18 protein-coding genes and 1 riboswitch are annotated in these 19464 nt (G+C 69.2%); of the genes, 12 read left to right on the forward strand and 6 right to left on the reverse strand.

All coding sequences use genetic code 11. The features are described 5' to 3' along the window. The first annotated feature begins 545 nt into the window (after positions 1 to 545). The 7 genes from ABFO07_RS13410 to ABFO07_RS13440 all read left to right on the forward strand — a co-directional run bounded on the left by ABFO07_RS13410 (position 546) and on the right by ABFO07_RS13440 (position 7717). The gene (locus ABFO07_RS13410) at positions 546 to 1565 is read left to right on the forward strand and encodes a LacI family DNA-binding transcriptional regulator (RefSeq protein ID WP_347467590.1); all 1020 of its coding nucleotides are present in this window, start codon (positions 546 to 548) and stop codon (positions 1563 to 1565) included. Between the two features lie 42 nt (positions 1566 to 1607). Then, positions 1608 to 2636, forward strand: coding sequence for an ABC transporter substrate-binding protein (locus tag ABFO07_RS13415; RefSeq protein ID WP_347467592.1), 1029 nt, complete (start codon positions 1608 to 1610; stop codon positions 2634 to 2636). A 15-nt stretch (positions 2637 to 2651) separates the two neighbouring features. Beyond that, positions 2652 to 3476, forward strand: a complete 825-nt coding sequence (locus ABFO07_RS13420) for an ABC transporter permease (protein ID WP_059564831.1) — start codon at positions 2652 to 2654, stop codon at positions 3474 to 3476. Between the two features lie 10 nt (positions 3477 to 3486). Continuing rightward, positions 3487 to 4380: an ABC transporter permease gene (locus tag ABFO07_RS13425; RefSeq protein ID WP_347467595.1), complete on the forward strand. Its 894-nt coding sequence runs from the start codon at positions 3487 to 3489 to the stop codon at positions 4378 to 4380. A gap of 11 nt (positions 4381 to 4391) precedes the next feature. Beyond that, the gene (locus tag ABFO07_RS13430; RefSeq protein ID WP_059891776.1) at positions 4392 to 5423 is read left to right on the forward strand and encodes an ABC transporter ATP-binding protein; all 1032 of its coding nucleotides are present in this window, start codon (positions 4392 to 4394) and stop codon (positions 5421 to 5423) included. Between the two features lie 42 nt (positions 5424 to 5465). After that, positions 5466 to 6290, forward strand: a complete 825-nt coding sequence (locus ABFO07_RS13435; RefSeq protein ID WP_060350742.1) for a phosphodiesterase — start codon at positions 5466 to 5468, stop codon at positions 6288 to 6290. A 221-nt stretch (positions 6291 to 6511) separates the two neighbouring features. Continuing rightward, positions 6512 to 7717: an MFS transporter gene (locus ABFO07_RS13440; RefSeq protein WP_347467597.1), complete on the forward strand. Its 1206-nt coding sequence runs from the start codon at positions 6512 to 6514 to the stop codon at positions 7715 to 7717. A 17-nt stretch (positions 7718 to 7734) separates the two neighbouring features. On the opposite strand, the gene ABFO07_RS13445 is transcribed toward ABFO07_RS13440, so the two are convergent. The 6 genes from ABFO07_RS13445 to ABFO07_RS13470 all read right to left on the reverse strand — a co-directional run bounded on the left by ABFO07_RS13445 (position 7735) and on the right by ABFO07_RS13470 (position 13515). Then, positions 7735 to 8832, reverse strand: a complete 1098-nt coding sequence (locus ABFO07_RS13445; RefSeq protein WP_347467599.1) for an EamA family transporter — start codon at positions 8830 to 8832, stop codon at positions 7735 to 7737. 328 nt (positions 8833 to 9160) lie between these two features. Beyond that, positions 9161 to 10945: an RICIN domain-containing protein gene (locus ABFO07_RS13450; RefSeq protein ID WP_347467600.1), complete on the reverse strand. Its 1785-nt coding sequence runs from the start codon at positions 10943 to 10945 to the stop codon at positions 9161 to 9163. A 422-nt stretch (positions 10946 to 11367) separates the two neighbouring features. Beyond that, positions 11368 to 11586 carry a hypothetical protein gene (locus ABFO07_RS13455; protein ID WP_322243897.1) on the reverse strand — a complete coding sequence of 73 codons (219 nt, stop codon included), beginning with the start codon at positions 11584 to 11586 and terminating at the stop codon, positions 11368 to 11370. Positions 11587 to 11626: 40 nt separating this feature from the next. Next, a complete protein-coding gene (locus ABFO07_RS13460) occupies positions 11627 to 12415 on the reverse strand; it encodes a molybdopterin-dependent oxidoreductase (protein WP_347467601.1) in 789 nt (262 codons plus the stop codon). 10 nt (positions 12416 to 12425) lie between these two features. After that, a complete protein-coding gene (locus ABFO07_RS13465) occupies positions 12426 to 13058 on the reverse strand; it encodes a cytochrome b/b6 domain-containing protein (protein ID WP_347467602.1) in 633 nt (210 codons plus the stop codon). A gap of 190 nt (positions 13059 to 13248) precedes the next feature. Then, positions 13249 to 13515, reverse strand: a complete 267-nt coding sequence (locus tag ABFO07_RS13470; protein ID WP_059564825.1) for a pentapeptide MXKDX repeat protein — start codon at positions 13513 to 13515, stop codon at positions 13249 to 13251. Positions 13516 to 13772: 257 nt separating this feature from the next. Beyond that, positions 13773 to 13890: riboswitch (TPP riboswitch) on the forward strand. Between the two features lie 128 nt (positions 13891 to 14018). Here ABFO07_RS13470 and thiC point away from each other — a divergent pair. The 5 genes from thiC to ABFO07_RS13495 all read left to right on the forward strand — a co-directional run bounded on the left by thiC (position 14019) and on the right by ABFO07_RS13495 (position 19457). Next, complete coding sequence (thiC, locus tag ABFO07_RS13475; RefSeq protein ID WP_059564824.1) at positions 14019 to 15950, forward strand: phosphomethylpyrimidine synthase ThiC; 1932 nt, start codon at positions 14019 to 14021, stop codon at positions 15948 to 15950. A gap of 225 nt (positions 15951 to 16175) precedes the next feature. Further along, positions 16176 to 16391: a glycine zipper 2TM domain-containing protein gene (locus ABFO07_RS13480; protein WP_059882779.1), complete on the forward strand. Its 216-nt coding sequence runs from the start codon at positions 16176 to 16178 to the stop codon at positions 16389 to 16391. A gap of 211 nt (positions 16392 to 16602) precedes the next feature. Continuing rightward, on the forward strand, positions 16603 to 16857 hold the full coding sequence (locus tag ABFO07_RS13485; RefSeq protein ID WP_059802826.1) for a hypothetical protein: 255 nt from the start codon (positions 16603 to 16605) through the stop codon (positions 16855 to 16857). A gap of 118 nt (positions 16858 to 16975) precedes the next feature. After that, complete coding sequence (locus tag ABFO07_RS13490; protein WP_124490315.1) at positions 16976 to 17905, forward strand: DMT family transporter; 930 nt, start codon at positions 16976 to 16978, stop codon at positions 17903 to 17905. Positions 17906 to 18176: 271 nt separating this feature from the next. After that, complete coding sequence (locus tag ABFO07_RS13495) at positions 18177 to 19457, forward strand: EAL domain-containing protein (RefSeq protein WP_059564820.1); 1281 nt, start codon at positions 18177 to 18179, stop codon at positions 19455 to 19457. The last annotated feature ends 7 nt before the right edge of the window (positions 19458 to 19464 follow it).

Raw genomic sequence — 19464 nt, forward strand, 5'->3', positions numbered from 1 at the left:
AAGGCGGCGGATTTTCGTCACACTGCTTCTTTCGAAGCCGGCGTCGTCTGGAGCGATGCCGTTCGTGCGCTGGACTATGCCTTCGCCATCGCGTGCGGGACGACGCTGTCGCCCGTGCGCCTTAGGCGCCCCCCGTCTAGTCTCTACACCTTCCTCGCGTGCGCGTGCGCCGCGAGGCTTGGCTCGGCGTTGCCTCGATGCATCGCATCAGGGGTTTCGCCGAATTTGAAGGGTTCTGCACCGGCCGTTTCCGGCTGGGCACTCAAACTTTTAAGTCCGCTATGTTTACCAATTTCATCACCCCGGCAAGGGCGGACGGGATTCTACCACTGCTCGCTCCGTCGTTACGCATTTGGCCCTGTCGAACCCGGCCGGATTCGACCATGCTCGCACCGCCGCCGATACAATAGCCCCCGCACCGCCGCCTCGTCCTTCACACGATTCACGCGCGCGCACCGCTCCGATGCGCCCCCTTCACGCGTCATCGGAAGGTCATAAACGTTTTCGATAATGCCTTCGCCGAAAACGTTTACATCGCGCCCCTCATGCCCCCGACCATCAAGGATGTCGCCGCGCTTGCCGGCTTCTCGATCGCCACCGTGTCGCGTGCGATCAACGCGCCGCATACCGTCAGCCCGTCGACGCTCGCGGCGATCCGCACCGCGATCGACACGCTGAAATTCCGCCCGAGCCCGCTTGGCCGCCAGTTGCGCGGCGAGCGCACGCGGCTCGTCGGCGTCGTGCTGCCGACCCTCGCGAACCCCGTGTTCGCCGACTGCCTGCAAGGGATCGACGAGCTCGCGACCGCGGCCGGCTTCAAGCTGATCCTGATGACGACCGAGTACGACGCGGCGCGCGAGCGCCACGCGATCGAGACGCTGCGCGAGCAGCGCGTCGAAGGGCTGATCCTGACGGTCGCCGATGCGGACACGCATCCGCTGCTCGACATGCTCGACCACGACGGCCCGCATTACGTGCTGATGCACAACGACACGCAGCGCCGCCCGTCGGTGTCGGTCGACAACCGCCGCGCCGCGTACGACGGCGTGCGCATGCTGACCGCAAGCGGCCATCGCCGCGTGCTGATGCTCGCCGGCTCGCTCGCGGCATCCGATCGCGCGCGGCAGCGCCATCTCGGCTACACGCAGGCGCTCGAGGAAAGCGGCATCGCGCCGCTGCCGCCGGTCGAGGTCGACTTCAACGCGCCCGAGCTGCCCGACGCGGTGCTCGCGCACCTGACCGCACGCACGACGCGCCCGACCGCGCTGTTCTGCAGCAACGACCTGCTGGCGATGGTCGTGATGCGCGGCTTGCGGCGCGCGGGCTTCTCGATTCCCGACGACATCTCGGTGCTCGGCTTCGACGGCATCGCGATCGGCGAGCTGCTCGCGCCGCCGCTCGCCAGCATCGCGTCGCCGAATCGCGACATCGGCCGGCACGCGTGGCAGCGCCTCGTCGAATCCATCGGCGGCAAACCCGTCGAGCGCGCCTCGCGGATCCTGCCGCACACGGTGCGCGACGGCGCGACGGTCGCGCCGGCCGCCCGCCAGCTTCGCGAAGCCTGAGCGCGCCGCCCCTCCCTCACACGCCCACCCGGAGACCATAACGTGACACTTCGACTGTCGTCCCTGCTGCGCGCGCTCGCCGCGCCGCTCACCTGCGCCGCCCTGCTCGCCGGCGCACCGTCCGCCCACGCGGAAGACACCGCGATCTGCTACAACTGCCCGCCCGAATGGGCCGACTGGGCCGCGCAGATCGCCGCGATCAAGCAGAAGACCGGCGTGCGCGTGCCGTTCGACAACAAGAATTCGGGCCAGGCGATCGCGCAGCTGATCGCCGAGCAGAAGAGCCCGGTCGCGGACGTCGTCTATCTCGGCGTGTCGTCGGCGTTCCAGGCGAAGGACAAGGGCGTGATCGCGCCATACAAGCCCGCGCACTGGAACGACATCCCGGCGAACCTGAAGGACCCGCAGGGCTACTGGTTCGCGATCCACTCGGGCACGCTCGGCTTCTTCGTGAACAAGGACGCGCTCGACGGCAAGCCGGTGCCGCGCTCGTGGGCCGACCTGCTGAAGCCTGAATACAAGGGCATGGTCGGCTACCTCGATCCGTCGAGCGCGTTCGTCGGCTACGCGGGCGCGGTCGCCGTCAACCAGGCGCTCGGCGGCACCCTCGACAACTTCACACCCGCGCTCGACTGGTTACGCAAGCTGAAGGCCAACGCGCCGATCGTGCCGAAGCAGACCGCGTATGCGCGCGTGCTGTCGGGCGAGATTCCGATCCTGCTCGACTACGACTTCGACGCGTACCGCGCGAAGTACAAGGACAACGCAAACGTCGAGTTCGTGATTCCGAAGGAAGGCACGATCGCGGTGCCGTACGTGATGAGCCTCGTGAAGGGCGCGCCGCACGACGCGAACGGCCGGAAGGTGCTCGACTTCGTGCTGTCCGACGAAGGCCAGAAGCTGTGGGCGAGCGCGTACCTGCGCCCGGTGCGCGCGCAGGCGCTGAGCGCCGACGTCGCGTCGAAGTTCCTGCCGGCGAGCGACTACGCGCGCGCGAAGCCCGTCGACTTCGGCAAGATGGCCGCCGGCCAGCAGGCGTTCGGCCAACAGTATCTGCAGATCATGCAGTAACGGCAGGACGCAACGATGCCCGACCTGACTTTCCCGCTGCGCTGGCGCATCGCGCTCGTCGCGCCCGCGCTCGCGGTGTTCGCCGCATTCTGGCTGCTGCCGATGGTCGCGCTCGCGCGCGTGTCGGCCGACGGCGCGTTCGTCGCGCAGTATGCGGCGCTGCTCGGCAACGCACGCTACATGAAGAGCCTCGGCGAGACGGTCGCGCTGTCGGCGGCCGTCACGCTCGCGACGCTCGTGCTGTCGACGATCTCGGGCCTGCTGCTCGCGCGCCGCGCGTTCGCGGGCAAGCGCGTGCTGCTCGCGCTGCTCACGTTCCCGCTCGCGTTTCCGGGCGTCGTCGTCGGCTTCATGGTGATCATGCTCGCCGGGCGGCAGGGGCTGGTCGGGATGCTGTCCGCGAAGCTCACCGGCGACAAGTGGGTGTTCGCGTATTCGGTGGCGGGCCTGTTCGTCGGCTACCTGTACTTCTCGATTCCGCGCGTGATCGTCACCGTGATCGCGGCAGCGTCGAAGCTCGACCCGTCGCTCGAGGAAGCGGCGCGCTCGCTCGGCGCGTCGCCGTGGCGCATCCTGCGCGACATCGTGCTGCCCGCGCTCGCGCCGGGCCTGATCGCGGCCGGCGCGATCTGCTTCGCGACCGCGATGGGCGCGTTCGGCACCGCGTTCACGCTCGCGACCGACCTGAACGTGCTGCCGATGACGATCTACACCGAGTTCACGCTGAACGCGAACATCGCGACGGCCGCCGGCCTGTCGATCGTGCTCGGCGTCGTCACGTGGGCCGTGCTCGCGCTCGCGCGCCGCTTCACCGGCCACACCGCGGCAGCCGCCGCCTGAGGGTCATCCGATGCATTCGCTTTCCGATTCTTCCACGCCCTCCCCCGCGCCCGCTCACACGAGCGCCGCTGCCCGGCGCGCGCCGCGCGTCACCGGCGCCCGCGCGCTCGCCGCGCTGCAATGGGGCGTCACGCTGCTGCTGTGCGCGTTCCTGATCGTGCCGGTCGTGATGTCGGTGCTCGCGGGGCTGACGGTCAACTATTTCCGCGGCCTGTCGAGCGGCCTCACGCTGCGCTGGCTCGAACAGGTGTGGCAGCAGTATCACGGCTCGGTCGCGCTGTCGCTGTACGTCGCGTTCGCGACGCTCGCGATCGTGCTCGTCGCCGGCGTGCCGGCCGGCTACGCGCTCGCGCGCAGCGAGAGCCGCGCCGCGCGCATCATCGAGGAAGCGCTCGTGCTGCCGATCGCGCTGCCGGGCCTGGCCTCCGCGCTCGCGCTGCTGGCCGTCTACGGCGGCTTCACCGCGTTCCGGATGAGCCCGTGGTTCATCGTCGCGGGCCACGCCGTGTTCACGCTGCCGTTCATGGTGCGCGCGGTCGCGGCCGTCGCGGCGGGCGCCGACCTGCGCACGCTCGAGGAAGGCGCGGCAAGCCTCGGCGCATCGTTCGTCACGCGCTTCGTGACGATCGTGCTGCCGAACCTGCGCCCCGGCATCGTCGCGGGCGCGCTCGCGGTGCTCACGCTGTCGATCGGCGAATTCAACCTCACGTGGATGCTGCACACGCCCGACACGAAGACGCTGCCGGTCGGCCTCGCCGACACCTACGCGTCGCTGCGTCTCGAAGTCGGCAGCGCGTACACGATCCTGTTCCTGCTGATGACGCTGCCGCTGCTCGTCGCGATGCAGTGGCTCGGCGTCGACCCGTCCGGCACGCGCGCGCCGAAGCAGCGCGGCAAGCGTTGACCAAAGCTCACATGAAACTCGATTCCATTCCGATCACCCTGACCCGCTGCGCGAAGACGTTCCGCGGCACCCGCGTGCTCGAGCCGCTCGACCTGTCGATCGGCGCGGGCGAGACGCTCGTGCTGCTCGGCCCGTCGGGCTGCGGCAAGACCACGACGCTGCGCCTGATCGCGGGCCTCGACACGCCGGACGCCGGCGGCACGATCGCGTTCGGCGGCGACGACGTCACCGCGCTGCCGATCGAGCGCCGCCAGGTCGGCATGGTGTTCCAGAACTACGCGCTGTTTCCGAACCTGACGGTGCGCGGCAACGTCGGCTACGGGCTGAAGATCCGCAAGACCGAGCCGCGCGTGCTGCGCGAGCGCGTGGACGACCTGCTCGCGATGATGCGGCTCGACGCGCACGCGGACAAGCCGATCGACCAATTGTCCGGCGGCCAGCGCCAGCGGGTCGCGCTGGCGCGCGCGCTCGCGGTGCGGCCGCGCGTGCTGCTGCTCGACGAGCCGCTCACCGCGCTCGACGCGAAGCTGCGCGACGCGCTGCGCCGCGAGATGAACGCGCTGCTGCGCGAGCTGGGCGTGACGACCGTCTACGTGACGCACGACCAGGCCGAGGCGATGGAGCTCGGCGACCGCATCGTCGTGATGAGCGCGGGCCGCATCGAGCAGATCGGCACGCCGCGCGACATCTACTACCGGCCCGCGAACCGCGCGGTCGCGCAGTTCATCGGCACGCTGAACCGCCTTGCGGGAGAATGGAAGAACGGTGCGCTCGTGACGACGGGCGGCGCGATCGCCACGCCGCACGCCGCCGACGAATGGTTCTTCCGGCCCGAGGATGCGCAGCTCGCCGATCCGGCGCATGCGCCGTTGCGCGGCGCGATCGGCGCATGCGCGTTCCTCGGCGAGCGCACCCGGCTCACGATCGAGCATGCGGCGCCCGATGCGCTCGTGATCGACGTGCCGGGCCGCGTCGAGCTTGCGCGCGGCACGGCGGTCGGCATCACGGTCGCGCCCGAGGGGCTGATCGCGCTCGCCGCGTGACACCCTCTCCCCCACGATAACCAGACGATCCGAGGAATGACGATGCTGCTTGCACACATCAGCGATCTGCATATCAAACGGCCGGGCATGCTGGCGTACCGGCGCGTCGACACCGCCGCCGCGCTCGCGCGCTGCATCGCGCGCCTGAACGCGCTCGAGCCGCGCCCCGACGCGGTGCTCGTCACCGGCGACCTGACCGATTTCGGCCATGACGACGAATACCGCCATCTGCGCGCGCTGCTCGCGCCGCTCGAGATTCCGTACTTCCTGATGGTCGGCAATCACGACGATCGCGCGGCGCTGCGCCGCGCGTTCGCCGAGCGGGACGAATGGCGGGACGGCGAGTTCGTGCAGTATGCGTTCGACGTCGGCGCGGTGCGCGTGCTCGCGCTCGATTCGCAGGTGCCCGGCACGAGCGTCGGCGACCTGTGCGACGCGCGCCTCGCATGGCTCGCGGCCCAGCTCGACGCCGCGCGCGCACGGCCCGTGATCGTCGCGCTGCATCACCCGCCGTTCGCGTCGGGGATCGGCCACATGGATGCGCTGCGGCTCACGCCCGCCGCCGCCGCGAAGCTCGACGCGCTGCTGCGCGGCCATCCGAACGTCGAGCGCGTGCTGTGTGGCCACGTGCATCGGACGATGTTCGCGCGCTTCGGTGGCACGATCGCGTCGGCGGTGCCGGCGCCCGCGCACCAGGTCGCGTTCGACCTGCGCGACGGCGCGCCGTCGGCGTTCCGGCTCGAGCCGCCCGCGTTCGCCGTGCATCGCTACGCGCCCGAAACGGGCATGGTCACGCATCACGTGTATGTCGACGAGGGCGACGGCCCGTATCCGTTCTACGAACCGACGGGCGAACTCGTCGACTGAGCGCCGCCGTGGCGGCCTTTCCGGCGTCGCGGCAGCCGTTGCCGCGGCGTGTGCGTCGACGGCTCCGCCGGGCCGGCGCCCGCCTCCCGCCAGGCCCGGCCATCGCCGGCACGTTTCGCACGGCTCCGGTATCATCGGCTCCCCCGCCCGATGCCCGGCGCGCGCCGCCGCCAGCCGCCGCGCCGCGCGGGTCACGTCACACCCGAGCGCTCCGTATCGCCATGTCCTCCATCGCCCCCGATCGTCCGACCCACGGCACCGCGTCGCCCCACTACTCGCGCAGCCTGCTGTTGCTGCTCGCGACGATCGCGGGCGTGTCCGTCGCGAACATCTACTACAACCAGCCGCTCCTCGACAGCTTCCGCGCGTCGTTTCCGGGCCACGCGTCGTGGATCGGCGCCGTGCCGACCGCGACGCAGCTCGGCTACGCGGCCGGGATGTTCCTGCTCGCGCCGCTCGGCGACCGCTTCGACCGCCGCACGCTGATCCTGCTGCAGATCGCCGGCCTGTCGGCCGCGCTGATCGCGGCGGCCACCGCGCCGTCGATCGCGGTGCTCGCCGCCGCGAGCCTGGCGATCGGCGTGCTCGCGACCATCGCGCAGCAGGCGGTGCCGTTCGCCGCCGAGATCGCGCCGCCCGCCGCGCGCGGGCAGGCGGTCGGCACCGTGATGAGCGGCCTGCTGATCGGCATCCTGCTCGCGCGCACGGCGGCCGGCTTCGTCGCCGAATACTTCGGCTGGCGCGCGGTGTTCGGCGCGTCGGTCGCGGCGCTCGTCGCACTCGCCGCGGTGATCGTGCTGCGCCTGCCGCGCAGCTCGCCGACGTCGACGCTGCCGTACGGCAAGCTGCTCGGCTCGATGTGGCATCTCGCGGTGGAATTGCGCGGGCTGCGCGACGCATCGCTGACGGGTGCGGCGATCTTCGCGGCGTTCAGCGCGTTCTGGCCGGTGCTGACGCTGCTGCTCGCGGGCGCCCCGTTTCATCTCGGGCCGCAGGCGGCCGGCCTGTTCGGCATCGTCGGCGCGGCCGGCGCGCTCGCCGCGCCGTATGCGGGGCGCTTCGCCGACGCGCGCGGGCCGCGCGCGATCATCACGCTCGCGATCGCGCTGGTCGCGGCGTCGTTCGTGATCTTCGCGCTGTCGGGCGCGAGCATCGCGGGGCTCGTGATCGGCGTGGTCGTGCTCGACGTCGGCGTACAGGCCGCGCAGATCTCGAACCAGTCGCGCATCTACGCGCTGAAGCCCGACGCGCGCAGCCGCGTCAACACGGTGTACATGGTGTGCTATTTCATCGGCGGCGCGCTCGGCTCGTCGGCCGGCGTGCTCGCGTGGCGCGCGTTCGGCTGGACCGGCATGTGCGCGGCGGGGCTGCTGTTCGCCGCGCTCGCGGGCGGGTTCCACCACCGCGGCGGCCGGCACGGCGGCTAACGCGCCGCGCGCCGGCGCTACAGATCGTCGGAGGCCGGGGATGCGGGGGCTGACGCGGGCACCGACCCCGGCCCTGGCCCCGGCGTCGATGCGGATGCGGATGCGGATGCGGATGCGGGTGCGGATGCGGATGCGGACGCGGATGCCGGTGCAGGCGCCGGTGCGCTCGCGGCAGCCGCTTGCGACGCGCGCTTGCGGGCCGGATCGAACACGAACGACAGCCCGACGCTGCCGAGGATCGCGAGCGTCGCGATCACGGTCGCCATCGTCACCGGCTCGCCGAGGAACAGCGCGCCGAGCGCGACCGCGACGATCGGGTTCACGTACATGCAGCTGCTGGAAATGATCGGGCTCGTGTGGCGAATCAGGTAGCCGTACGCGACATACGCAGCCATCGTGCAGAACACCATCAGGTACACGAACGCGAGCACCGGCAGCACCGCGAATTGCTCGACGCGCTCGCCGAGCATGAACGCGGCGAACGTCGACATCAGGCCGCCCAGGCCGATCTGCAGCGACGTCGACAGGAACAGGTCCGACGGCAGCTTGAGGCGCGTCGCGAGATGCGCGCCGCCCGCCCAGAACAGCGCACCGGCCAGCACGGAGATCGTGCCGAGCGCCGAGTTCGCGGCGGCCGCGCCGCCCGAGTTCAGCACGACGATGCCGACCATCCCGAGCGCGACCGCCGCCCACTCGCCCTTCGTCACCGGCCGGCCGGCCACCGCCGCGATCACGGTCGCGAACAGCGGCACGGTGGCGACCATCACCGCGGCCGAGCCGCTGCTGACGGTGCGCATCCCGAGCGCGATCGTCCCGGACGACAGCGCGACCAGCATCGTGCCGACGATCGCCGAATTGCGGATCTCGACGAGCGTCGGCCACTGCGGCTTGCGGCGCAGCGCGAAGACGAACAGCCCGATCCCGCCGAGCAGGTTGCGCAGCCCGGACAGCAGCAGCGGCGGGAACGACTGCAGCGCGACGTGCAGCCCGAGATAGGTCGAGCCCCACACGAAGTAGATGAACACGAGCGCCAGCGCGACGCGCCCGCCGCGGCTTTGCGGCAGGCGCAGCGGATGACGCGTGAAGAAATCGAGGAGTCGGTCGAGCGGGCCCATCGTCAGCCTGCCCGCGCGGCGCGCCGCGTGCCTCGCTGAAAGACGCCGGAACAACCGGCAAACGGCCCGGACGGGGCCAGGGCGGCGGAGGCAAACGTGCGGAACGACATGACAGTGCGAACGGCGACGAAGTAAACCGGCGGGGCCGGCGGCAGAGGGACAAAAAAAGGTGCGCAACCGCTGCGGCTGCGCACGCCTGGCATTATGGCATCAAGGATTCGAAAGGAAGCGGGCGTCCTGCCTGAAAGGTTGCCGACTGACGTTTCGGCGCGACACCCGGCCGGGCGCCTGCGCTCGTCCCGCCTCCCGGGGCTGGTACGGCGCGCAGTCAGCGGACCGCCTCGACCTGCATCACAGCGCCGCTGTCATCGGCCGACAGCACGGTGATGCGCCGCCCGGACACCGTGTCGACGAGCGACTTGCCGGGCATCAACGGCGCGTCCTTCATGCCGTCCTTGCTGTCCGGCGTCGCGTCGACGAGCGTGTTCTGAATGCTGCCGCCCGGATAGCGGACGATCCGCACGGCTACGCCGTTGGCGAACGGCGACGTGTCGGGCCAGTCTTCGTACGTGCCCTTCGCCCCCCGCGGCCGACGGAACTCGAGCACCAGGTAGGAGCCATCGCCGCGCGGCAGGCGATAGCCCTGCTTGCCCGGCAGCGCACTCCAGAGCGGAGCAAGGCGGTACGTGCCCGGCTTCAGGAGCAGCGGCACGTCCGTCTCGTCGAGCCACCCGGCGAACAGCTGGTAATCGACGGGATACATGCGCCGGCCGCCGCCGCCCACCGGGTCGGCCGGATCGTCGATGCCGCCCGTCGCGCAGCCTGCGCCGAGCATGACCGTGCCGCCCTCGACCGGGCAATTCCGCAGCGAATCGGGATGCCCCGCGCCGAGCCCGTGACCGAATTCGTGCGCCCACATCCAGTACGCGTGGCCGGAACCGTTCGACAGAATCCATTGCCCCGGCCGCGCCGCCAGTCCGGCGAATTTGCATTCGCTGGAACGCGGGAAGTCGACGAACAGATAGTCGTACGCGCCGGGATCGACGCCGCGCGCTTGCGCGGCAGCCCTCGCCTGACCGAGGATGGCGCCCGAATTGCATCCGGCCGGGAACGCGCCGAGATCGACGTTCGCGAGCATCGTGCCACCGAGCGTCAGTTTGCCCCGCGACGCCAATCCGACATAGTGCGCGAGCGAAGCGAAATCCGCACCGTCGCCGAAGACAGCCTTGCGGACCGGCTCGGCAGGATTCGCCGTCTGGCCGGTGAAATGCGCCGACATCAGCAGCACCCGGCGATTGCCCGTCACGATTCGCATCGGCGACGGCAATTCGCCGTCGTAGGTCCAGCGCGCGGCAGGCTGGTCGACGGCCGGCAGCATTGCGAGCGTGCGGTCCGTCGATTGCAGCGAAGCGCCTCCGCCGACATCCGACCAGTGCTTGTTCTGCATCGTGAACGAGCCATTCGCGTCAACGTCCGCGCGCCACAGCCGCGTCGTCGGGAAATCGGTGCCGTCGCACGGCCACATATTGACCGTGCCCGGTTTCCACGGGGCCGCGCGCAGACAGACGTCCCTGCCCTGCGATTCGGTGAACACGTTCTTCACCTTGAAATAGCCGCTCGCGGCCCGCTCCATGCGCCAGCGCTGCGCGTCCGCGCCCGAGCACGACTGGAATCCGACATATGTGCCGTTGCTCGTTGAAACCGCCAGGCAGAGATTTTTACCGGTTGCCAGGTTCCTGATCTCGAGGCTCGTGTCGAGTGGTGCGGGTGGATCAGGCGGCGGTTCGATCGGTGCAGGTTCGATCGGTGCAGGTTCGATCGGTGCGGGCGGCACGATCGGTGCAGGTGGTTCGATCGGTGCAGGTGGTTCGATCGGTGCAGGCGGCACGATCGGTGCGGGCGCTTCGGGCAGATCCGGCGCCGGCGCCAGTGGCGGTCCGTCCACCTCCGGCGGCTCGGGCTGCTGCGAAAACGCCGGATCCGAAGGCGCCCCTGGCTCGTCGGACACCGCGACGGTATCCGCAATGACCTCGTGCCCCTGCTGCGCCTCCCTTTCCTGCGCGACGACAGCGGGTGCGCCGGAGTCGTCCCCTCCGCAGGCCGACAACGTCATACCCGTGACCACGCAGAGCAAAGTGAACGACCAACGACGGCGAAATATGACAAGACTCATGTTCGATGATTCTCCACGTAACAGTTCGAGAGGGAACCCGCGCACGAACCAGCCGGCCGGGCATGCAGGCCTGGCCTTCAATTCGCCATGCAGAAAAATGAGATGGGCTCCGCTGCACGCCGATGCGGATTGACCGACGCATGCCACGGCAATGAGCGCGGCACTGGCAGCTAGTGCGAACGTGTCGCAATCGCAGAGCCAATGCTAGATTCCCCACGATGCGCGAACAATGAGACATGTACGAATTTCGTCAGCTTCCCGACGCGACGCCCACGGCACAGCGTCGAAAGCCGCTTGCGCGCCTGACTGAATGCGATCGGCAGACGGTTCGGCGGGACGGCTTCTTTCCGGATGGGCCAGCCTCAGGCCGCGAAGCTGTTCGGCATCACATGGCCGCGTGTGTTCGGCCGGATGCGCGCGATCGCGCGGCCGCTCGACACCGCGCTTCTTGAAAGCAGGCGCGAAATCGGCCCGGACGCGAATTCCGCCGCCTGCCGGCAGCGCTGCGCGCAACCAATGGCCGCACCGCAGAAGCGCGCGATCGCCGTGTCCAGGCTCGCCGGCGAGACCGGCCTTCGCATGGCCCCGCCGCGCAACACGGCGGCAAGGCCGCGGCTGCGCCTACGATCCGCCGAACCAGTTGTACCCCTGGTCGACCCAATACCCGCCCGGGTACGTATCGGTCACGAAGATCTCCATGATGTGCTTCGGGTTCTTGTAGCCGAGCTTGGTCGGCATCCGCAGCTTCATCGGGAATCCGAATTCCGCCGGCAGCCGCTGCCCGTCGTACTCGAAGGTCAGCAGCGTCTGCGGATGCAGCGCGGTCGGCATGTCGATGCTTTCGTAGTAATCGTCCGCGCATTTGAAACCGACGTATTTCGCGTGGATGTCCGCGCCCGCGCGCCGCAGGAACGCGCCGAACGGCGTGCCGCCCCAGCGCCCGATCGCGCTCCACCCTTCGACGCAGATGTGCCGCGTGATCTGCTCCGCATGCGGCAGCGCGTACAGCTCGTCGAGCGTCCACACGCGCTTGCCGGTCACGCGCCCGGACAGCGCGAGCTTGTACGTCGACGCATCGACATGCGGCACCTCGTCGATCCCGTAGTACGCGTTGAACGGGAACGGCCGCGTCAGGTCGGCTTCGGTGTAGGTCGGCGCGAGCCGGTCCGGGCTGAACAGCCAGGCCTGCACGCGGTCGTTCATGCGCGACACCTTCTCGAGGAACGTGTTCACGGATGCATCGTCCTGCAGCGAGCAGCCGGACAGCATCGCGAGGCCGCCGAGCGTCAGGATGCGCCGGTTGAACAGCCGCCGCGACGGCATCGCGAGCTCGCGGCGCACGTCGAGCGCGAGCGCCTGGCGGTCGAGCGTCCAGCGCGTCGGGGCGCGCTTGTCTTCGGGTTCGGACATGATGATCTCCCTAGCGCCCGCGCAGCATCGCGAGCAGCGAGCGCGGCACCAGCAGCGCCATCGCGATATGCACGACGAAGAACGCGACCAGCACCGACATCGCCCAGAAATGCACGACGCGCGCGTTGTCGTAGCCGCCGAGCAGCGTGCGCAGCAGCGGGAACTGCACCGATTTCCAGATCACGAGGCCGGACAGCACCAGCACGACGAGATCCAGGATCGCCGTCAGGTACGCGACGCGCTGCACCGCGTTGTAGACGCTCAGGTCGTCGTGCGCGAGCTTGCCGCGCAGCGCCGCGACCAGGTCGCGCAGCACGGCCGCCGGCGAGACCGGAAAGAACTTGCGCGCGATGCGCCCGGTCGCGAGCGCCATCGTCAGGTAGAACAGCCCGTTGCCGGCGAGCAGCCACATCGCCGCGAAATGCCATTGCAATGCGCCGCCGAGCCAGCCGCCCAGCGTGATGCCGTGCGGGAACGCGAACGGCGGATAGATCGGCGACGCATCGTAGATGCGCCAGCCGGACAGCACCATCACGAGCGCCGCGAGCGCATTGAGCCAGTGGCTCACGCGCACCCACAGCGGGTGGATGGGCCGGGCGGGCGGCGACGCAGCCGCACGGCCCGTGGCGGGAACGGTTTGCATGGTGAAAACTCCTTCGGTGCGCGGCGCGGCCGCGCCAACGGCCTGCACGACGTGTGCGTCCGCGCAGGCCTGTTCGGCCACCTGCGGCACGGCGAGCGTGCACAACGCACGACGAACCGCGCCGACGATGCGTCCGCGCACGCGCCGGCCGCGTGCAGCGCGGTGGCCGGCCACGCGTGCGGACCTCCCGTCAGTTGGACGGGCTCATCTTGTCGCCCTGCATCGGCTTGCCCATCTCGTCGTTCGACATGGCGCCCTTCTTCATCGCGTCCTTCTTCATCGCATGCTTCTTCATGCCATCCTTCTTCATCGCGTCGCCTTTCGCCATCGCGTCGTGGCCCATCGCGTCCTTCGACATCGGCGCCTGATCCTTCGACATCGCGTCGCTCTGCGCGTAGGCGCCCGTCACCGCGAATGCGAGGCCGGCGACACAGGCTGCCATCAGTGCTTTTTTCATGACTTCACTCCAGTACATGGGTTTGAGGAGCCGAATAGACGGACGACGCCACGCGATATGACAGGCCATCGCGAAAAATTTTTTCGCGGCATGCTCAGCAGCCCGATGCTGCATTGCGCCGCGGCGTCCACGCGGCCGCCGCTCCACGTGCGGCGCGCGCCGTGCCACCCACGCATGCCGCGCGATGCTGCGGCCGCGCGCCCGGCACGGAACTGTCCCCGGTTGAAACCGCCGCGAAGCCGGTGTATCGTGTGCGCTTGCTAACGCGGGGGTCCTGCAATGCGCTCGGTCAACAAACCGGCACTTGCGGGTGAGAAATACCCTTTGAACCTGATCTGGGTAATGCCAGCGCAGGGAAGCGTACGGGCTTCGCCGCCATTCCTTCTGACGAATCCCGCCGCCTCACGAATCTCGTCTCCTGCTTAGCTCGCGCCCCACAACAGCTTTGCACGGGGCCCGATCGAGCGCTCAAGCGCCGGTTCGGGTCGCCCACAGGAGATCGCATGAACGCCAATCCGAAGTTTCTTTCCGCCGACGCCCACGTCGACGCCGCAGCCGTCGCCCCGCTGCCGAATTCGCGCAAGGTCTACGTCACCGGTTCGCAGCCCGACATCCGCGTGCCGATGCGCGAAATCACGCAGGCCGACACGCCGACCGGCTTCGGTGGCGAAAAGAATCCGCCGATCTACGTTTACGATACGTCGGGCCCCTATACAGATCCAGACGCGAAGATCGACATTCGCGCAGGCCTGCCCGCGCTGCGCCAGCGCTGGATCGAAGCGCGCGGCGACACCGAGACGCTGCCGGGCCTCACCAGCCAGTACGGCCTCGAACGCGCCGCCGACCCGGCCACGGCCGACCTGCGCTTCCCGGGCCTGCACCGCAACCCGCGCCGCGCGCAAGCCGGCAAGAACGTCACGCAGATGCACTACGCCCGGCAAGGCATCGTCACGCCGGAAATGGAGTACATCGCGATCCGCGAGAACCAGCGCCGCGCCGAGTACCTGGAAAGCCTGAAGGCGAGCGGCCCGAACGGCGCGAAGCTCGCCGCGATGATGGGCCGCCAGCACCCGGGCCAGGCGTTCGGCGCCGCCGCGTTCGGCCCCAATGCGCTGACCGAGATCACGCCGGAATTCGTGCGCTCGGAAGTGGCGTGCGGCCGCGCGATCATCCCCGCGAACATCAACCACCCGGAATCGGAGCCGATGATCATCGGCCGCAACTTCCTCGTGAAGATCAACGCGAACATCGGCAACTCGGCCGTCACGTCGTCGATCGGCGAGGAAGTCGACAAGATGACGTGGGCGATCCGCTGGGGCGGCGACACGGTGATGGACCTGTCGACCGGCAAGCACATCCACGAAACGCGCGAGTGGATCATCCGCAACAGCCCGGTGCCGATCGGCACGGTGCCGATCTACCAGGCGCTGGAAAAGGTCAACGGCAAGGCCGAGGACCTGACCTGGGAAATCTTCCGCGACACGCTGATCGAACAGGCCGAGCAAGGCGTCGACTACTTCACGATCCATGCGGGCGTGCGCCTGCAGTACGTGCCGCTCACCGCGAACCGGATGACGGGCATCGTGTCGCGCGGCGGCTCGATCATGGCGAAGTGGTGCCTCGCGCATCACAAGGAAAGCTTCCTGTACGAGCATTTCGAGGAAATCTGCGAAATCATGAAGGCGTACGACGTGAGCTTCTCGCTCGGCGACGGCCTGCGCCCCGGCTCGATTTACGACGCGAACGACGAGGCGCAGCTCGGCGAGCTGAAGACGCTCGGCGAGCTCACGCAGATCGCGTGGAAGCACGACGTGCAGGTGATGATCGAAGGCCCCGGCCACGTGCCGATGCAGCTGATCAAGGAAAACATGGACCTGCAGCTCGACTGGTGCAAGGAAGCGCCGTTCTACACGCTCGGGCCGCTCACCACCGACATCGCGCCGGGCTACGACCACATCACGTCCGGCATCGGCGCCGCGATGATCGGCTGGTTCGGCACCGCGATGCTGTGCTACGTGACGCCGAAGGAGCACCTCGGCCTGCCGAACAAGGACGACGTGAAGGAAGGCATCATCACGTACAAGCTCGCCGCGCACGCGGCCGACCTCGCCAAGGGCCACCCGGGCGCGCAGGTGCGCGACAACGCGCTGTCGAAGGCGCGCTTCGAGTTCCGCTGGGAAGACCAGTTCAACCTGGGCCTCGATCCGGACAAGGCACGCGAATTCCATGACGAAACGCTGCCGAAGGATTCGGCGAAGGTCGCGCACTTCTGCTCGATGTGCGGCCCGCACTTCTGCTCGATGAAGATCACGCAGGACGTGCGCGAGTTTGCGGCGCAGCAAGGCGTGTCCGAAACGGAAGCGCTGAAGAAAGGCATGGAGGTCAAGGCCGTCGAGTTCGTCAAGACCGGCGCCGAGATCTATCACCGGCAGTAAGCGCAGCAGCCGGCGCCGGATCGCGCCGCAATGCACAAAGCCCGCTTTCGAGCGGGCTTTTTTCATCCCGCGTGCCTGCCGCGGGTCGGGAAACAATTGATTACGAAAGCGCGAATGCCCTAACAAGTCCTTACAGCAGCGGCCAGGGCCGGCGCGTAGATTGGGTTCATGTACGGCCACCGATCGGCCGTGCGGCCTCCGTTCACAACATCAAGGACAGCGATCATGAATTCGATTCGGCGTATTGGGGTATGTGCGCTGCTCGTCGCGACGATGGCCAGCAGCCTGACGGCCTGCGACTCGATGACGAGACGCCAGCGCGACACGGCCATCGGCGCGGGCGTCGGCGGCGTCGCGGGTGCGGCGATCGGCGGCAATGCCCTGTCGACCCTCGGCGGCGCGGCTGCCGGCGGCCTCATCGGCAACCAGATCGGCAAGTAAACCGGCCGCCCGCTCGCAGGGCGCCGCGTGATCTGAAGAACGGCGTTTTCGCGGTGCGGAAGCGCCGTTTTTGCGTGCAAGCCAGGGCTTGCCATGTGGCCCCCCCGGAGCGGATCACGAAATGATCCGTTACCGTTTTGCACACCGTGTCACACGCGCACGGCCTAAGCTGAAGCATCGGCACCAAGCCAGCCTTGCCGGGGGAACCATCATGACCAGGACTTTCGTCGCAGCAGCACTCGCGTGCGCGTCCCTCGCCGGCTGCTATTACCCGTACGGCTACTATCCGTCAGGCTATTACGCGGCCGCGCCGGTGCCGACCGCGCCGGCCTACGTCGAACCCGCGCCCGCCTACTACTACCCGGCGCCGGCCTACGCACCGGCCTACGGCGGCTGGTGGGGCCCGGCGGTGTCGCTCAATTTCGGCTTCGGCGGCCGCCACGGCGGCGGCTGGCGCCATCGCTGACAGCCACCGGCCGGGGGCTTACTGCCGCTTCTTGCCATTTCATTCGATCGTGAAACGTGGGCCGGGCCGCGCGGTGTAAGATTCATCGCATCCCCTCCGCCGCCCCCAGCCCCACGCGATGTCACCCAAAAACGCTGTCCTGCTGACCATCCTCGCTGCCCTGTGGGGCGCATCGTTCCTGTTCATCCGGATCGGCGTCGCCGAGCTCGGCGTCGCCCCGCTGATGGCGCTGCGCGTCGGCATCGGCGCGCTGTTCCTGGTCGGCCTCGCGCTGACCCGCATGAAACCCGCCGAGCTTGGCACGCAACTGCGCCAGCGCGCGTGGCCGCTGTTCGTCGTCGGCGCACTCAACTCGAGTGTGCCGTTCTGCCTGTTCGCGTTCGCCGAGCTGACGCTGTCGGCCGGCGTGACGTCGGTGATCAATGCAACCGCGCCGCTGTGGGTCGCGCTCGTCGCTTACCTGTGGCTGAAGGACAAGCTGTCGCTGCCGCGCGTGCTCGGCCTCATGATCGGCTTCGCCGGTGTGCTGACGCTCGTCTGGGACCAGGTGGCGAACGCGCACGGCGGCGCGGGCGCCGGCGCGACGATGCTCGCCGCCGCCGCGGCGCTCGGCGCGACGCTGCTGTACGGCATCGCGGCCAACTACACGAAGCGCAAGCTCGGCGGCGTCGACCCCATCGTCAGCGCGACCGGCAGCATGATCGGCTCGACGGTGCTGCTGCTGCCGTTCGCGATCGCGACGTGGCCAGCCGCGCCGGTCAGCGCGCACGCGTGGGGCTCGGTGCTCAGCCTCGGCATCGCGTGCACGGGCATCGCGTATTTCATCTACTTCCACCTGATCGCGCACGTCGGGCCGGCCCGCGCGATCACCGTGACCTTCGTGATCCCGGTGTTCGGCCTGCTGTGGGGCGCGCTGTTCCTGGGCGAACGCGTATCGGCCGTGATGCTGGAAGGCTGCGCGATCGTGCTCGTCGGCACCGCGCTCGCGACCGGCGTGATCCGGCGGATCCCGGGCATCCGGCCGCGCGGCGGCGGCGAAGCGGCCTGACGGGCGGCGCGTGCGCGGCGCACGTCGCCACGTCGCACAACCTTGATCTGCGTCGACGTTCGTGCGTGTTTCCCGGCCTGGCCGGCTTGTCTGCGGCTTGCGTGTGGAGTTACCCTGATACGCGAACCGGCCGGTTCTCGCTACACTCCGAACAATTATCCGCAGGAGGCGGTCAAGATGGACCTCGTTCTACCGCGCCTGCCTGCGCGTGCGGCCGCTTCGGCGACGCACCGCGCCGCCGGGCGGCCGTCCGTCCCTGCGCGCCGCTGACATGACGCAGATCCGCGGTCTCTCGCTCGAATCCCTGCTCGAACGCCTGACGCCGACGCCCAGCGGCTGGGTGACCGACTACCGCGGCGTGACGCTGCGCAGCGTGTTCCAGCCGGTGCTGTCGATCACGCACAAGCGCGTCGTCGGCTACGAAGCGCTGCTGCGCATCGTCGACGCATCCGGCGCGACGGTCTCGCCCGGCGCGCTGTTCGACAAGACGCGCGGCGTCGCCGATGCCCTGCTGCTCGACCGCCTCGCCCGCTGCCTGCATACCGCCAATTTCGTCTCGCAAGGCATCGGCGACGGCTGGCTGTTCCTGAACGTGACGCCGCGCGTGCTCGACTCCGGGCTCGTGCAGCGCGAGTTCGTCGAATCGCTGTGCAAGCATTTCGCGTTGCCGCCGAACCGCATCGTGCTCGAAGTCGTCGAGCAGCCGTCGCGCGACGAAGCCGCGCTCGCCCGCACGATCGACATGATCCAGCACCGCAACTTCCTGATCGCGATCGACGATTTCGGCACCGGCTTTTCGAATTTCGACCGCGTATGGCGCGCGAAGCCCGACATCGTCAAGCTCGACCGCTCGCTCGTCGAGCGCGCGACGTGGGCCGCCGACGACCGCCGCATCATGCACCACCTCGTGTCGATGCTGCATCAGGCCGGCGCGATGGTGCTGGCCGAAGGTGTCGAGAGCGACGACGCGCTGCAGGCGCTGATGGAGGCGGACATCGATTTCGTGCAGGGCTTCCAGTTCGGCCAGCCGGACCCGTCGATCGCGCGCGCGAGCGCCGCGGCGCCCGCGATGCTCGATGCCGCGTGGAAGCGCTTCATCGCACGCCGCCGCGCGCAGACGAGCGCCGAGCAGCCGGGCTTCGACGCGATCGAGCGCCTCGTGCTCGCCGGCGCGGCCACCTTCGCCTCGACCGACAGCCTGCCCGAAGCCGCGCAGCGCGTGTTCGTGGTGCCGTCGGCGCGCCGCGTGTTCGTCACGAACGAGATCGGCGAACAGTTCCTGCCGTCGATCGGCGCCCAGCCGGACGACCGCAATCCGGCGACCACGCGCCTGTCGCCGCTCTTTCCGGAGACGCACAGCAACTGGTCGCGCCGCCCGTACTTCCAGCGTGCGATCGCCGCACCGGGCCGCGTCGCGCTGATGGGCCCGCACTTCTCGCTGACCGAAGGCCGCGATTGCTATACGGCCGCCGTCGCGACGCGTGCGCACGACCGGCTCGTCGTGTTCTGCGTCGACTTCGTGCTCGACAGCGCGGGCACGGTGATGCGCTGAGCGCGGC

It is taken from the genome of Burkholderia stagnalis, from assembly GCF_039848545.1.
GTDB classification, from domain to species: Bacteria; Pseudomonadota; Gammaproteobacteria; order Burkholderiales; family Burkholderiaceae; genus Burkholderia; species Burkholderia stagnalis.

Excerpts from the sequence above, each read along its gene's own strand:
- ABFO07_RS13460 (WP_347467601.1), bottom strand. The coding sequence starts at position 12,415 with ATGTCCGAACCCGAAGACAAGCGCGCCCCGACGCGCTGGACGCTCGAC.
- ABFO07_RS13465 (WP_347467602.1), bottom strand. The coding sequence starts at position 13,058 with ATGCAAACCGTTCCCGCCACGGGCCGTGCGGCTGCGTCGCCGCCCGCC.
- ABFO07_RS13410 (WP_347467590.1), top strand. The coding sequence starts at position 546 with ATGCCCCCGACCATCAAGGATGTCGCCGCGCTTGCCGGCTTCTCGATC.
- ABFO07_RS13470 (WP_059564825.1), bottom strand. The coding sequence starts at position 13,515 with ATGAAAAAAGCACTGATGGCAGCCTGTGTCGCCGGCCTCGCATTCGCG.
- ABFO07_RS13430 (WP_059891776.1), top strand. The coding sequence starts at position 4,392 with ATGAAACTCGATTCCATTCCGATCACCCTGACCCGCTGCGCGAAGACG.
- ABFO07_RS13425 (WP_347467595.1), top strand. The coding sequence starts at position 3,487 with ATGCATTCGCTTTCCGATTCTTCCACGCCCTCCCCCGCGCCCGCTCAC.
- ABFO07_RS13485 (WP_059802826.1), top strand. The coding sequence starts at position 16,603 with ATGACCAGGACTTTCGTCGCAGCAGCACTCGCGTGCGCGTCCCTCGCC.
- thiC (WP_059564824.1), top strand. The coding sequence starts at position 14,019 with ATGAACGCCAATCCGAAGTTTCTTTCCGCCGACGCCCACGTCGACGCC.
- ABFO07_RS13490 (WP_124490315.1), top strand. The coding sequence starts at position 16,976 with ATGTCACCCAAAAACGCTGTCCTGCTGACCATCCTCGCTGCCCTGTGG.
- ABFO07_RS13445 (WP_347467599.1), bottom strand. The coding sequence starts at position 8,832 with ATGGGCCCGCTCGACCGACTCCTCGATTTCTTCACGCGTCATCCGCTG.
- ABFO07_RS13450 (WP_347467600.1), bottom strand. The coding sequence starts at position 10,945 with ATGACGTTGTCGGCCTGCGGAGGGGACGACTCCGGCGCACCCGCTGTC.
- ABFO07_RS13420 (WP_059564831.1), top strand. The coding sequence starts at position 2,652 with ATGCCCGACCTGACTTTCCCGCTGCGCTGGCGCATCGCGCTCGTCGCG.
- ABFO07_RS13435 (WP_060350742.1), top strand. The coding sequence starts at position 5,466 with ATGCTGCTTGCACACATCAGCGATCTGCATATCAAACGGCCGGGCATG.
- ABFO07_RS13440 (WP_347467597.1), top strand. The coding sequence starts at position 6,512 with ATGTCCTCCATCGCCCCCGATCGTCCGACCCACGGCACCGCGTCGCCC.
- ABFO07_RS13480 (WP_059882779.1), top strand. The coding sequence starts at position 16,176 with ATGAATTCGATTCGGCGTATTGGGGTATGTGCGCTGCTCGTCGCGACG.
- ABFO07_RS13495 (WP_059564820.1), top strand. The coding sequence starts at position 18,177 with ATGACGCAGATCCGCGGTCTCTCGCTCGAATCCCTGCTCGAACGCCTG.
- ABFO07_RS13455 (WP_322243897.1), bottom strand. The coding sequence starts at position 11,586 with ATGCGAAGGCCGGTCTCGCCGGCGAGCCTGGACACGGCGATCGCGCGC.